At 59.9% G+C, this 13,245-nt stretch carries 15 protein-coding genes; 8 read left to right on the top strand and 7 right to left on the bottom strand.

The features are described from left to right. Window positions 1–215 precede the first annotated feature (215 nt). Entirely contained in the window at window positions 216–623 is a 408-nt protein-coding gene (locus tag ACIREA_RS13830; RefSeq protein ID WP_397382865.1) for a VanZ family protein, read from the top strand. A gap of 413 nt (window positions 624–1,036) precedes the next feature. Here ACIREA_RS13830 and ACIREA_RS13835 read toward each other — a convergent pair whose 3' ends face one another. Continuing rightward, a complete protein-coding gene (locus ACIREA_RS13835) occupies window positions 1,037–2,239 on the bottom strand; it encodes an NADH-quinone oxidoreductase subunit H (RefSeq protein WP_397382866.1) in 1,203 nt (400 codons plus the stop codon). A gap of 286 nt (window positions 2,240–2,525) precedes the next feature. Further along, complete coding sequence (locus ACIREA_RS13840; protein ID WP_397382867.1) at window positions 2,526–2,885, bottom strand: DUF4282 domain-containing protein; 360 nt, start codon at window positions 2,883–2,885, stop codon at window positions 2,526–2,528. Window positions 2,886–3,074: 189 nt separating this feature from the next. Here ACIREA_RS13840 and ACIREA_RS13845 point away from each other — a divergent pair, with 189 nt between their 5' ends. From ACIREA_RS13845 to ACIREA_RS13875, 7 genes are all read left to right on the top strand, one after another. Next, the gene (locus tag ACIREA_RS13845) at window positions 3,075–4,133 is read left to right on the top strand and encodes a TraR/DksA family transcriptional regulator (RefSeq protein WP_397382868.1); all 1,059 of its coding nucleotides are present in this window, start codon (window positions 3,075–3,077) and stop codon (window positions 4,131–4,133) included. A 23-nt stretch (window positions 4,134–4,156) separates the two neighbouring features. Next, entirely contained in the window at window positions 4,157–4,330 is a 174-nt protein-coding gene (gene rpmG, locus ACIREA_RS13850; RefSeq protein WP_294397372.1) for a 50S ribosomal protein L33, read from the top strand. An 18-nt stretch (window positions 4,331–4,348) separates the two neighbouring features. After that, entirely contained in the window at window positions 4,349–4,588 is a 240-nt protein-coding gene (gene rpsR / locus ACIREA_RS13855; RefSeq protein WP_294397375.1) for a 30S ribosomal protein S18, read from the top strand. A 92-nt stretch (window positions 4,589–4,680) separates the two neighbouring features. After that, complete coding sequence (folE2, locus tag ACIREA_RS13860; protein WP_397382869.1) at window positions 4,681–5,469, top strand: GTP cyclohydrolase FolE2; 789 nt, start codon at window positions 4,681–4,683, stop codon at window positions 5,467–5,469. Continuing rightward, a complete protein-coding gene (locus ACIREA_RS13865) occupies window positions 5,466–6,509 on the top strand; it encodes an L-threonylcarbamoyladenylate synthase (protein WP_397382870.1) in 1,044 nt (347 codons plus the stop codon). The genes folE2 and ACIREA_RS13865 overlap by 4 nt, the downstream gene beginning before the upstream one ends. Then, on the top strand, window positions 6,506–8,122 hold the full coding sequence (gene murJ, locus ACIREA_RS13870) for a murein biosynthesis integral membrane protein MurJ (RefSeq protein WP_397382871.1): 1,617 nt from the start codon (window positions 6,506–6,508) through the stop codon (window positions 8,120–8,122). Before ACIREA_RS13865 ends, murJ begins: the two co-directional genes overlap by 4 nt. A gap of 6 nt (window positions 8,123–8,128) precedes the next feature. After that, window positions 8,129–8,728 (top strand): hypothetical protein, encoded by a 600-nt coding sequence (locus ACIREA_RS13875; protein WP_397382872.1) that lies wholly within the window; start codon window positions 8,129–8,131, stop codon window positions 8,726–8,728. Window positions 8,729–8,779: 51 nt separating this feature from the next. Here ACIREA_RS13875 and ACIREA_RS13880 read toward each other — a convergent pair whose 3' ends face one another. From ACIREA_RS13880 to ACIREA_RS13900, 5 genes are all read right to left on the bottom strand, one after another. Continuing rightward, entirely contained in the window at window positions 8,780–10,042 is a 1,263-nt protein-coding gene (locus tag ACIREA_RS13880) for a PHP domain-containing protein (protein WP_397382873.1), read from the bottom strand. Between the two features lie 30 nt (window positions 10,043–10,072). Further along, complete coding sequence (locus ACIREA_RS13885) at window positions 10,073–10,630, bottom strand: phosphodiester glycosidase family protein (protein ID WP_397382874.1); 558 nt, start codon at window positions 10,628–10,630, stop codon at window positions 10,073–10,075. Between the two features lie 3 nt (window positions 10,631–10,633). After that, window positions 10,634–10,852 carry a hypothetical protein gene (locus tag ACIREA_RS13890; protein ID WP_397382875.1) on the bottom strand — a complete coding sequence of 73 codons (219 nt, stop codon included), beginning with the start codon at window positions 10,850–10,852 and terminating at the stop codon, window positions 10,634–10,636. Between the two features lie 4 nt (window positions 10,853–10,856). Beyond that, window positions 10,857–12,806 (bottom strand): alpha-1,4-glucan--maltose-1-phosphate maltosyltransferase, encoded by a 1,950-nt coding sequence (locus tag ACIREA_RS13895; protein WP_397382876.1) that lies wholly within the window; start codon window positions 12,804–12,806, stop codon window positions 10,857–10,859. A gap of 161 nt (window positions 12,807–12,967) precedes the next feature. Beyond that, a partial coding sequence (locus ACIREA_RS13900) for a sugar phosphate isomerase/epimerase family protein (RefSeq protein WP_397382877.1) occupies window positions 12,968–13,245 on the bottom strand: 278 nt, incomplete at its 5' end.

Consider the following 13,245-nt stretch of genomic DNA (forward strand, 5'->3'; position numbering starts at 1 on the left):
AGGTGCAGTTTCATGAAGGATGGTTGTGGTGGTCGGGCGAGGTTTAACGCGAGCGCCCGGGGTTGTCTATCGCTTTGCGGGAGGCGGAAGGATGGGTCGTGTCGCAAAGAGTGGGAGGGGGCAGGGATGACTCGGCCATCCAAGGCATCTGCGGAGCAAGATCGTGATCTTCTCGAAATGGAAATGAGTGTTAAGTCTGCTATACACCGCGCACGATGCCACTCCCCCGCTTCCTCTCCTCTCCTGCCTTTTGGCGTGTTTTGGTGTTTCTGTGGTTCGGGGTGCTGTTCTGGCTGTCTTCCCAAACGCATCTGCCATCCCCCGCGAGTTTTGAGGGCGTGGACAAGCTGGAGCACGCGATCTTTTTCTCGGCTGGCGGCATGTGCTTTCTACTCAGCCTGCGCCTGGCGGGGCGTGCCAGAGCCACGGCCGTCGCCATTCTTGCCTCGGTCCTGTTCTGCGGCGCCATCGGCGGCTTTGATGAATGGCATCAAACCTACACCCCTGGCCGCAGCGGCGGGGATGTGTGGGACTGGACCGCTGATTTGTGCGGCGGGTTTATTGGGGCTTTTCTGGCCCTGTGGGTGCAGAAGTGGCTGGTGAGAGCTCCAATGAAAGCGTGACAGTTTTTGGAGTGCGGCTGCATCTAGCGTTTTGCGAAACTGAATCTCGGAAAGCGAGCGTTGAGACGCTCGGCGGCGGCTTGCGGACAAGCCGCCCTGCCTCGCTCTGGGCGCTCGCATGCCCAGCGCAGGTAGGGCTGGCTGTCCTCAGCCAGCCGCCGTCGAAGCCCATGATCCTCTAGCAAGAAACAGCCCGCTAAACGGAATTGGGTTTTGCGAACCGCTGTAGCTGCCGCTTTCTAGAGTCTCCTGGCGGGCGTGTGCTGAGCAGCCTGCGAAAAATCATCAGCTCCCGCATTCGAACATTTACTGACGCGCGTGCGTCACTCAGCACGTCGAAAGCGGTAGCTTCGCTCGTTCCTCGCTGCGCAACCGCAGTCCAAATACCAGAGAGGTACTCTCGGTGGCTTGCCTTACTTTAGCGGAAACCACCACATCAGCAGCGCGGTGAGGAAGACGTTCGCGAGGGCGAGCTCGAAGAACACTTTCCAGCCGAGGGCCATGAGCTGGTCAAAGCGGAAACGGGGCAGGGTCCAGCGGATGATGATGAAGAAGACGATGAAGGCGAACACCTTGGCGAAGAACGTGCCGATGTGCAGCAGGCCGGTGTAGAGCGGGGTGGTGTCGGGCGTGTAGTGCAGCTGCAGCGGGATGATTTTCTCCAGCAGCGGCCAGCAGGGGATGCTCCAGCCGCCGAGGAACAGCGTCACCGCCATGCCTGAGCCGATGATCATCGCGGCGTATTCACCCATGAAGAAAAGAGCGAACTTCATGGAGCTGTATTCGGTGTGGTAACCGGCCACCAGTTCCGTTTCGCACTCGGCAAGGTCGAAGGGCAGGCGGTTCGTCTCGGCAAACATGGAGACGGTGAAGATGACGAAGGAGATGGTGACGGGGATCAGAAGCACCCAGCGCGCAACACTGAGGCCTTCGCCCCAGAGCGGCAGCAGCAGCCAGCCGTTGGCGTCCTGGAAGGCGGACATCTTGGTGAGGTTCAGCTCGCCGAAGATCATGAGCACCGGGATGATGGACAGGCCCAGCGAGATTTCATACGAGATCATCTGCGCACTGGCGCGCACACCGCCGAGGAAGGGGTACTTCGAATTGGAGGACCAGCCGGCGAGGACGATGCCATACACGCCGAGGGAGGCGATGGCGAAGGTGAAGAGCGGCCCGATGCTCAGGTCTGCGATCACCATCTTGATGGGCTCAGCGATGCCGAGGAAGGAGAGGTTCAGCTCACTGCCGAAAGGAAGCACCACGCAGGTGAGCAGCGCAGGCACCACCGTCATGCAGGGGGCCAGCCAGTAGTAAAAAGTGCGCACATGGGCAGGCACAAAGTCTTCCTTCAAAATGAACTTCAGGCCGTCTGCCGCCGCCTGGGCCAGACCACCGATGCCGAAGGGCTGCCAGTCTTTCTTGAAGCCCAGCAGGGTCAGCGGCACGCCCACGCGGTTCGGACCCACGCGGTCCTGGATCACGGCGGAGATGCGTCGCTCAAAGTAAACCGCGATCGAAACCAGCGGGAGGATGACCAGGAAAGTGAGAAACACGATCTTCCCCACCGAGACGGCGAGCGCAATGAGATCGAAAGTGGCGAGCGTGGGAGTGAACATCGGCAGGGCGATTATCAGGACGCAGCGAAGAGCAGCAACCCGATTTTGTGAAAAATTTCACAAGCTCCTCTTTCAGCGGGCCTTTGGGGTGCGCAGGAGGCTGTCTGGAGGAGGGGGCGGAATGAGGAAGGGCACTCTGGACAAATGACGAATGAATAAGTCCGAATGACTAAATAAACGTAGAATGCCAAAGCGATTCCGTCTTCCCGAGATGCGAATTTTGTCATTCGCAATTTGGTATTATTTCGGCATTTGGATTTACTCATTCGTCATTCCCCTGCCATCTTCACTTCACCGGATCCGTGAAGGAGCGCGGCTTCGGCGCAGGTCGCGTGCCCTGCTCATCTCCCATGGGGGCGATGTGCTCGGCGATGCGGAAGACCGCCAGGATCAGCTCCACCGTCACGCGGGCGACGATCAGGTAGAGCAAGAAAGCCGCCGGGGCGACGATGATGCCCCACCAGCTGTAGAAAAGCCAGGAGATGGCATACATGAGGGCCGCGAGCAGACTCAGCACATACAGCATGCGCACGAGGTGCGGAGTAACGAAGCGCTTGAAGGAGAGATCCAGCACCAGATCGAGCACGGCGCGGATCTGCTGCCACAGGCTGGAAAGCACGGAACTGGAGGGGGGCTCGGCATTCATGGCGGCAGAGTAGGCTCTGGCCCTGCGGGCGCAACCCGCCAAATGCACCTGAAACGGGAACCTTGGGGCGGCGTTGGAATACTGGTTGCGTGTTTTGACAACCGCAGGCAGAATCCGCGCCTCTTTTTCCGCCCTGTGGCCAGGTGCATTAACAGAGAAGTTCATCGACAACCTAACACCGTCAAAGTCATGCCTGCGAAATCCAAGAAACCCGCAGTTAAGAAGCCCTCCGCCAAGCCCGTGAAAAAGGCTCCTGCCAAGGCGGTGAAGTCGAAGAGCAAGCCCGTTCCAGCCAAGGCCGCCAAGCCGGCGGTCAAGTCCAAGAGCAAACCCATTTTGAAGAAGGCGGCGCCGAAAAAGCCCGCCCCGAAGAAAACCTCCCCCATGCCTGTGAAGAAAACCGCCCCGACAAAAGCTGCCGCCAAGACACCTGCCCCCGCCAAAAAAGCCGCCACGAAAGCCGCTGCTCCCGCCAAGAAGGCTCCTGCCAAAGCTGAAAAGCCCGCCGCCAAGGCTGAGAAGCCTGCTGCCAAAGCGGCCCCTGCTCCTGCTCCAGCACCTGTGAAGGCCGCCCCTGTCGCCGCTCCGGCTCCAGTCAAAGCGACCAAGCCCTCCAAGAGCACGCCAGCCCCGCTGGTTCCCAAAGGCCGCACCTCCGTTTCCACCTCCGGCACGCCGCGCTCACGCCTCAACCGTGAAGAAGAAGGCATCACCATCGACATCGCCAAGGGGCCGGTCAAGATGACCCCCTTCCTCAAGAAGCAGAAGCAGCGCCTGATCGAACTGCGCGACGCCTACCTGAACTCCATCGAAGGCGTGGCCAGCGAGACCATCCGCAATGAAAACGGCGACTCCTCCGCTTTCGGCATGCATCAGGCCGACGCCGGCAGTGACGCCTATGACCGCGACTTCGCCCTCAGCCTCCTCGGCAAGGAACAGGACGCCCTCTACGAGATCAACGAGGCGCTCAAGCGCATCGAAACCGGCACCTACGGCCTGTGCGAAGGCACTGGCGTCGATATTCCCGAAGAGCGCTTGGAGGCCATGCCCTTCGCCCGCTTCTCCGTCACCTATCAGGAAAAGCTGGAGCGCAGCCAGATGAGCGGCCGCTGGAGCCGCCCTGTGCACTCCCTCTTCGGCCTCGACAATGCCGACGACGCTTCCGACGACGACAAGGACGACGATGACGCCGCTCCGAGCTCTTCGAATAACAACTCAGGCGAATCGCTTGACTTCTCCAAAGAGTGACCTAGCCTCTGCGCCCCAAATTTATGCCGCGAGAAATCATCACCCTTGAATGCACCGAAGCGAAAGCCGCAGGTATGCCGCCCTCCCGCTACGTGACCACGCGCAATAAGAAAAGCGTCCGCACTCCGGGCCGTCTTGAGAAGGTGAAGTTTAATCACTTCATGAAGAAGCGCACCCTTCACCGCGAAACCCGCTAATTTTTACCCCAGACTGCCATGCAACCGAAGACCAAAGAACGCATGTCCAACTTCCGTCGCGCGAATCGCAAGATGCCGCGCCGCCGAGTGGACATCCCGGTGGAGAAGATTTCCTACACCAATCCTGAGCTGCTCGCCCGTTTCACCACGGAATCCGGCAAGCTCATCCCCCGCCGCATCACTGGTCTTCCAGCCTGGCTGCACCGCGTGGTCGTCCGTGAGATCAAGCGCTCCCGCGCTGTGAACCTCATGGCGTGATTTTCCAGGGTCTGCCCGTAAAGGGTCCCTTTTGATCTGCTTCCCACTGTTGCATTACGCGGCAGTGGGAAGTTTCATTTCCAGCCTCGTCCATGTCCGCCCTTACCGACACGCAAAACGAACGCGATGAACGCCGTCTGCCCATTGATCGCGTGGGCGTGCGCAGCCTGCGCTTTCCCCTGAGCATCCGCGACCGTGATGCCGCCGTGCAGCACACCGTCGCCACCGTCTCCCTGGCCGTCGACCTGCCGCACCAGTTCAAAGGCACGCATATGAGCCGCTTTGTCGAGGTGCTGCATGCCCACGGCAAGGAACTGACCGTCTCCAACATCGTCGCCATGCCGCGGGAGCTGATGAAAAAGCTCCATGCTGACAAGGCCCACGTGGAAATGCGCTTCCCGTATTTCCGGGCCAAAAAGGCCCCTGTCTCCGGCTCTGAGGGTCTGCTTGACTACGGTGTGATCTTTGAAGTGAACACGGACAAGGAGAAGACGGACTTCGTCCTCACCGTCGAAGTGCCCGTGACCACGCTCTGCCCCTGCTCCAAGGCCATCAGCGCCCGTGGTGCGCACAATCAGCGCGGCACCGTCACCCTTGCCATTCGTTTCAGCGAACCCGTCTGGATCGAAGACCTTCTTGAGCTTGTGGAACAAAGCGCCAGCAGCGAATTGTACAGTGTCCTCAAGCGTCCCGACGAAAAATTCGTCACCGAAGCCGCCTACGACAATCCAGTCTTCGTCGAAGACCTCGTGCGCAACATCGCGGTGAAAGCCAAGGCGCATCCGCGCATCACCTGGTTCCGCGTTGAGGCAGAGAATTACGAATCCATCCACAATCACAACGCCTGGGCGGTGATTGAAAGCCACACATCGCCATCATGAGTTACGTCACCGCCGTTCTGCCCACCGACCAGCCACCGCTGATGCACCAGGCGGTCGATGAGGCCGTCCGTCTGCTGCGTGAGGGCGAAATCGTCGCCCTGCCCACCGAAACCGTCTATGGCCTCGCGGCCAACGCGCTCGACGCGGAAGCCGTGGCGAAAATCTTCGAAGCCAAGGAACGCCCCACCTTTGACCCGCTCATCGTCCATCTTGCCAGCAAGGAGCAGATTGATCTCGTGGCCGATGTGCCGCCGGAGATCGCCCTGACGCTGAAGAAAATGGTCGAGCGCTTCTGGCCCGGCCCGCTCACGATTTTGCTGCCCAAGAAGCCGATCGTTCCCGATCTCGTGACCGCCGGGCTGCAGACCGTGGCTGTGCGTGTCAGCTCCAATTCGATTTTCCGCCGCGTCATCACCGATCTCGGCAAACCCATCGCAGCCCCCAGCGCGAATCGTTTCGGCTCCATCAGCCCGACGTCTGCCAGTGCGGTGCTTTCTGAGCTCGATGGCCGCATCCACCTCATCGTGGATGCTGGCGCCTGCATGTTCGGACTGGAGTCCACCATCATCAAGATCGAGCCCGGCAGCCCGAAGATGTTCATCACCATCGTGCGCCCGGGCCCCATCACGGCGGAAGATTTGAAACTCTATGGCAAGGTGCGCTACGCCTCCCGCACCGTCGTCGATGAAGCCACGGCCGCCCCCGGCCAGCTGGCCTCCCACTACGCGCCGAAGACCCCGCTGCGCCTGCTGGAACGCCCGTCTGATTTCATCCCCGAAGAAGGCAAGCGCTACGCCCTCATGAGCTACCGTGGCGAAGAAAAGGACGGCTACCTCAATCTCTGCGAATGGGAGGAAGTGATGATGCTCAGCCCCGGCAACGGCAAGCTCCCCGAAGCCGCCGTACGATTCTTCTACGTCCTGCGCGCCCTCGACAAGCTCGGAGTGGATGAAATCATTGCAGAACCGTTGCATGAACATGGCATGGGAATCGCCATGATGGACAAACTGCGGCGCGCGAGCGGCCGCTACTCCTCATGAGCGAAGAAAAAAAAGACTCCAACTCCCAGGCACGATCCACCGGGATCGTCTCCATTGCCATCCTCTGCAGCCGCATTCTCGGCCTCGTGCGGGATCAGATGCTGAACGGCTTCTTCGGCTCCGCCTTCACCGGCATTTTCACGGCTGCCTTCCGCACGCCGAACATGCTGCGGGATCTGTTTGCCGAAGGTGCGCTCTCCACGGCCTTCGTTACCACCTTCTCGAAGAAGATGAAGACCGAGGGCGACGAGGCCGCCTGGGTGCTCGGACGCAAGATGATCTCGCTCTCGATGTGGTTCATGAGCATCGTGGCCATCGCAGGCGTGCTGCTCTCGCCCATCATCTTCCGCATTCTGACGCCCGGTCTCAGTGAAGAGGCCAAGGTGCTCGGCATCTGGCTGGCGCAGATCATGTATCCTTTCATCGCGCTGGTGTCCGTCACGGCGCTGGTCATGGGTATGCTGAATTCGAAGAAGGTGTTCTTCATTCCGGCTGTCGCTTCGGCGTTCTTCAATCTCGGCTGCATCGTCGGTGGTGTCGCGCTGGCGTGGCTCATTGATCCGGGTTTCCGCCATGGGCATGTCAGCGAAAAAGGCCTCACTGGTTTCGCCATCGGCACTTTGATCGGCGGTGTGCTGCAGCTCGCTGTGCAGCTTCCGTCGCTATATCGCGTCGGGTTTCGTTTCCGCTTCGACTTCGGCTGCAAAGATCCTGCGGTTAAGGAAGTGCTGCATTTGATGTGGCCCTCGATGCTCGCCGCCAGTGGCACGCAGGTCGCGGTGCTGCTCAATTCCATTTTCGCCTCTTACACACCGGGCAAGGAGTCGGCGCTCGCCTGGCTGGCGAATGCCCAGCGCCTTCAGCAGCTCCCGCTGGGCCTCTTCGGGGTCGCCGTGGCCACCGTCACGCTGCCCATGCTCTCACGCCTAGCGACCGAAGGCATGACACCCGCGTTTCGCGCTGCATTGGCCAAAGGGCTGCGGCTGGTGCTCTTCCTCACGCTGCCCTGCGCCGTTGGCCTTACCCTGCTGTCACAGGAGATCATTTCCGTCATTTTCGAGCACGGCAAATTCAATGCTCAGGACGTGCAGAACACCGCCGCACCGCTGCAGGCCTACGCTTTTGGCCTGATCTTCTACGCCGCCATCAAGGTGCTGCAGCCCGCGTTTTACACCATCAACCGCCGCTTCATTCCCATGCTGGTCAGCATCGGCGTCATTGTGTTCACCGCGACGGTGAACTCCATCACCGTTTTCGTCTTCCATTGGGACCACACCGCGCTCGCCTGGGCCACGGCGGTCGGTCTCTCGCTCAATTTCCTCACGCTGTACCTCTGCATGCGCAAGTTTGCCTCCGGCCTTGAAACAGGCTCACTGGTGCAGTCGCTCATCAAGCTCCTCATCGGCATTGCCGCCATGTCCGCCGTCTGTTTCACGGCGAAGTACACGATCATGGCGGACTGGTCGCATCTGAACTTCCTGCTGCGCTGCGCCGGGCTCGGCGTCAGCATCAGCGTGGCAGCCGCCGCCTATTTCGCGGTCACCAAGAAGCTCCAGGTGGAGGAAGCCGGCGAATTTCTCTCGTTGCTAGGCCGCCGCTTTGGCAAGAAGTAACCGGCCATGCCGCTCCAACGCTTCTGGTTTCAGGTTGCCGCCTTCCTCGCCCTCGTCTGGGCCGGTGTGGGTGTGGTCATGTGGGTGACCGAGGACTCAGTCTTTTCGTCCGAGAAGACGCTGGCACTCATGGCGAACGCGCCGTGGCTGGCGGATGAAGATCTCGCTGACACGCCGCGCAAAGCGTACTTGGACAAGGTCATCAACTCCGTCCTCAAGCTCGACTTCAACCAGCGCAGCGAGATGCGTGAAGATGGCTTGGAAACCATGGACCTCTTTTTCAAATCGCTGACCGATGAAGAAAAAGGCCAGTACGTGAACCGAACCGTGGAGGAAAACTTCAAGGCCGTGATGAAGGGCTTGGAAAAACTGCCCGTCGAAGACCGCCGCCGCATTATCGGCGGCATCCAGCGCGAGATGAAAAAGAAGGCTTCGAAGAATCCTGAGATGCAGATGATGCTGGATCAGGACGCTGCCAGCTTTGAAAAATCCTTCACCAAGGACATGGGCCTCTTCTTCAAGGAAGCGCCGCTCTCCATGAAGCTGGAAATGGCTCCGATGCTCGAAGCCATGCAGGGCCGCATGCAGGGCACGCGGATTCGGTAAAGTTGCTCTGTTTCTGCGGAACAGGGGATCCCTTGTTGCACAGCAACAAGGCTACTTCTTCCACCCCATCGGCTGCGTCCAGGCCATCTCTTTCTGCCCTTCGAAAGATGGATTCGCATATGGCTTTGAAGAGGTGATCACGGCGCGGAAATACAGCTCCTTGCCGCTGGGTTTCCACACGACTTCCTCGCCTTCGATGGTCGCCAGCGTCTTGCCAATGTCGTCCGAGTATAGCAGGCGCGGCGGATGCAGATCATCGGCCACCGGGGGAGCCGGGCGGGTGGTCGGGTCGTAACCTTGCAGCGTGCCGCGAATCTGCGTGGTGTAGGTGACTCCGGGCTCCTTGTGAATACGGATGCGAAGCTCGCCGTCCTTGAAGCTCACATCGTCCAGCGTGACGCCGGAGGAGGCATAAAAGTCACCCGCTTTCATGGCTTTGACGATCTCAGCGGGATCCAGGCTCGTTGCGCGCACCATCACCCACCCACGTCCGGGTCCGTTTTCTTCACCGTGGTAGCGGTGCGAGTCATCCGTGCCCACGCCATACAGCGGCGGTGCTTTGAACTCGGCGATGCGCAGCGTGTTGGCCACGTCCCAGATCTTTTCATGGCCCATGCGGGACGCATCTCCCTGCACGTTGATGCCAGGGTGACCGTTGTAGATCTCCCAGAAGTTTTCTTCCAGCACCGCCGCCAGATCCTCGGCGGAGAGCGCCCACCTGAAGTTCGGATGATTGATGTGCGAGAGCATCGGCACGCCCAGGCGCTTGGACTGCTCGTTCACCATCTGCAAATTCGCGCGCATCACTTCCTGGATGCTGCTGAGGTCTTTGACCGGCTTGATCTCCTCCTTCAGATTCACCGCATTCAGATGAATCGGAATCTTGCCGAAGCCCGCGCTGATCTCTTCCGCCTGAACGAGCAAGAACTTCCCCGGCTCCTCAAACTTGGGCCGGTATTCCTGCAGCTTCTTCAGCCGTACTTCGGTTACTCCATCCTTTTCACGCGTCGTCACCCATTCATCGCCGAAGCGGGCGCGGTACTTTTCCATCGTCGTCTTGCCCAGGATGCGGCGGCGCTTTTCGATCGCGGGTTCACTCATCCACACCTCCTTCGCCTGCAGTACGTTGTGGTCGGAGATCGCCAGGAAGTCGTAGCCATGCTGCTTGTACCAGTCCGTGATCATCTCAGGAAAGTCATTCCCGTCGCTCCACAGCGAATGCGTGTGCGTGTTGCCCTTGAACCACTTGGTTTGCTGGGCGGAGGCGGTGTGGATCAGACCGAGGGCAAGAAGACTGAGAAAGGTTGGACGCATCACAAACGAACGCATCGAACTCGCTGCATCTCACTTGGAATCTCGCGGCGCCACGATGATGGCATTGCGCACGGCCCAGCCGGGTTTTTCAAACTGAACGGCCCCCGATTCGCTGCGACACCACAGGCCGGTAGAAGGACCTCCGTCGAGGTTCAGCGCACGGTTCACCTTCATTTCGGTGATGATGCCTGGAGTGATGAGGATATGAGCGAGCTCCAGCAGGCCGGTGCGTTTGGCGGTGCCGATGGCCCAGCGGCCTGCGGCATCCGTCATGATGAAGGTGCGGTTGTTGCGCGGTTCCGGCTCCTTGCCAGGTGACACCGGCCAGATTCGACCCTCACTGACCAGCCAGGGACTGCACTGAACGAATTCGCTGATGTCCGGTGCGTCTTGGAACTCATTGCTCCAGACGAGTGAGGCCTTGCCCTGCCTGACCATCAGCCCACCCACCCATTCTCCTGCAACGAACTTTTCGCTGCGAGTTCCTTCGGCGATTTCCATCCCTACCGGGCCAAAGTTTCCACTGACGTTGAAGTAACCCCCGTTGCAGACGGCCAGCGCTTTCCTGGCATGGCCTATTTCATCCAATGGTCAGGCCGTCCTGGGATCGCTATTGGCCACCACGTGCAGTTCGCACTGCTTCTCATCAAACATCACAATCCTGATCTCCGCCTTGGTCGGTCCGGCGATTTGTTTGACGACATAGAAAGTCCCTGGGCTCAAAGGCTCGGCTTTGGACGAGGAGACCAGCCGCCACTGCTGTGCCCGCGCACTGCAAGTCAGCAGGAACAGGCAGAGCAGCAGCTTCATGGCATCACTGCTCCACCCGGAAGATGTGCATCGACATCCCATTGGGATGCAGCGCCACGTAGTTGTCCGCGCCGCGCCACTCATAGGTTTGATTGTGCAGGAGGTCAGTGACCTTGTAGGGACGGCTGCCGTCGAGGCCGAGGGCTGCGAGATCGATATGCACCATGCCGATGGCGGGATGGTGGGCGTCGTGGCTGATGACGCAGAGGATGCGGTTGCTGAAGTCGGGCGTGACCTTGCTGTAGCAGAGCATCTCGCCGTGATCGGCGCCGTGGAAGCTGAGGTTGTCGTAGAGATGCAGCGCCGGATTGTCGCGACGGATCAGGTTCAGCGCGCGGATGAAGGCGGTGATGTTTCCCAGTTGGTTGTAGTCGCGCTGCTTCAGTTCGTACTTCTCGCTGTTGTCGTATTCCTCTTTGCCTGGATAAGGATCGTTCTCGCAGAGTTCGTAGCCGGAGTACATGCCCCAGCACGAAGACATCGTGGCGGCCAGCGCGGCGCGGATGCGGAACATCTGCGAATTGGCATTCTGCAGGTGGCCGGGCAGGATGTCGGGCGTGTTGGGCCAGAAATTCGCACGGTAGTACCAGCGCATGTCGCTGCGCGTGAGCTCGGTGGCGTATTCGGTGAGCGCTTTGGGATCTTCACGCCAGGTGAAGTAGGTGTAGCTCTGCGTGAAGCCCACCTTGCCCAGCACCTGCATCATCTTCGGTTTCGTGAAGGCTTCGGCGAGGAAGAGGACATCCGGGTCCTTGCGCTGAATGGTAGCGATGAGCTCCTCCCAGAACGCGACGGGCTTGGTATGCGGATTGTCCACGCGGAATATCTTAACGCCGCGATCCACCCAGAACTGCACCACATCGATCAGCTCCTTCCACAGGTTGCGCCAGTCGTCGCAATGGAAGTTCAGCGGATAGATGTCCTGATATTTCTTCGGCGGATTTTCCGCGTAGCGGATGCTGCCGTCCGGGCGCTGGTAGAACCATTCGGGATGATCTTTGACGTAAGGATGATCCGGCGAGCAGTTGAGCGCAAAGTCGAGGGCGATTTCCAGGCCCCGCTTCTTGGCCTCTTTGACCAGCCACACAAAATCCTTCTCCGTGCCGAGTGCTGGCTCGATGTTGTAATGTCCGCCCGCCGGGCCGCCGATGGCCCATGGGCTTCCGACGTCGTCAGGCCCCGCCGTGAGCGTGTTGTTTTTGCCTTTGCGCGCCGTGACGCCGATCGGGTGGATCGGCGGGAAGTAGATCACATCAAAGCCCATGTGTGCAGCATGGTCGAGACGGCCCAGGCAGTCGCGGAAGGAGGAATGCTTGTCACTGCGGCCTTCGGCACCACGAGGGAAAAATTCATACCAGGCGGAGTAGCGGGCGCGCTCGCGTTCTGCGGTGGCGCGCAGTGTGTCGGAGGTGGTGGACTGCGAGCGGTCCGGATACTGATCCATCAGGCTCTGCATTTCTTCAGAAAGGAGCACGTCCATGAGGTCCGCAGCCTTTACCGACGTGAGCAGATCCGCGCAATCTTCCAGCTGAGTCCCCGCAGTCGGCACCCCGGCGGCGCGTGCGCGCTTGGCGGCATCGCGCAGCAGTCGTGCCCCTTCCTGCGCTTCGATCGGCACATCCGGATCTTTGGCCTGCACCCGCACGGCAAAAGTCTTTTTCCAGGAACGGAAAGTGTCACCCCAGGCTTCCACCGCGTACTCCCAGCGCCCTGCTTTGGAAAAGCTGCACTGCCCATGCCAGCGGTCATTTTCAGTCGGCTTCATCGGCGCTTCAAACCAGCGGCGCGAGCCCGTCAGCCGCCAGCGCAGCACCGCGCTCATCACATCGTGGCCATCCTTGAAAATGTCACACCAGACATTGAGCGGCTCGTCGATCACCCGTTTGACCGGATGCCGTCCGCCATCCAGGCAGGGGTAGAAGTTCTCGATGACGACGGTGGGGGCGTGGGACATGGCGGGGGAGTTTGCGGTGGTTGGCCCTTGTTTACAGTCGTTGACGGCGGTTTTCAAAGACCTTCCGCTCTCTCGAGCATGTGGAGTTACATGGGCACGCGCCTGCCTTGGCAGGGGAAACCACTGCCAACAAACGTCAACTATCCTCAACAACCGCAAACTCAGGCCAAGAGGGGGCGCAGCATGTCGCAAATCTCCGGCACTCGCACAAACGGATCTTCCTTGGTCTCAAACTCCAGGGTGAACCAGCCCTGGTAGTTGGCGTCGCGCATGATCTGGATCACGCGTTTCACATCGCTGGGCTCGCTGACGCCTTTGCGGCTGATCTCCATTTTGAGCTGCACATTGACCGCATAGGGGGCGATCTTGGCGAGATCGGCATACGGGTCTTCGGTGTGGAAGTTGCCGCTGTCCAAGTTGATGCCCGCCCAGGGGCTCT

The organism is Prosthecobacter sp., assembly GCF_044373815.1.
Classification (GTDB): Bacteria; Verrucomicrobiota; Verrucomicrobiia; order Verrucomicrobiales; family Verrucomicrobiaceae; genus Prosthecobacter.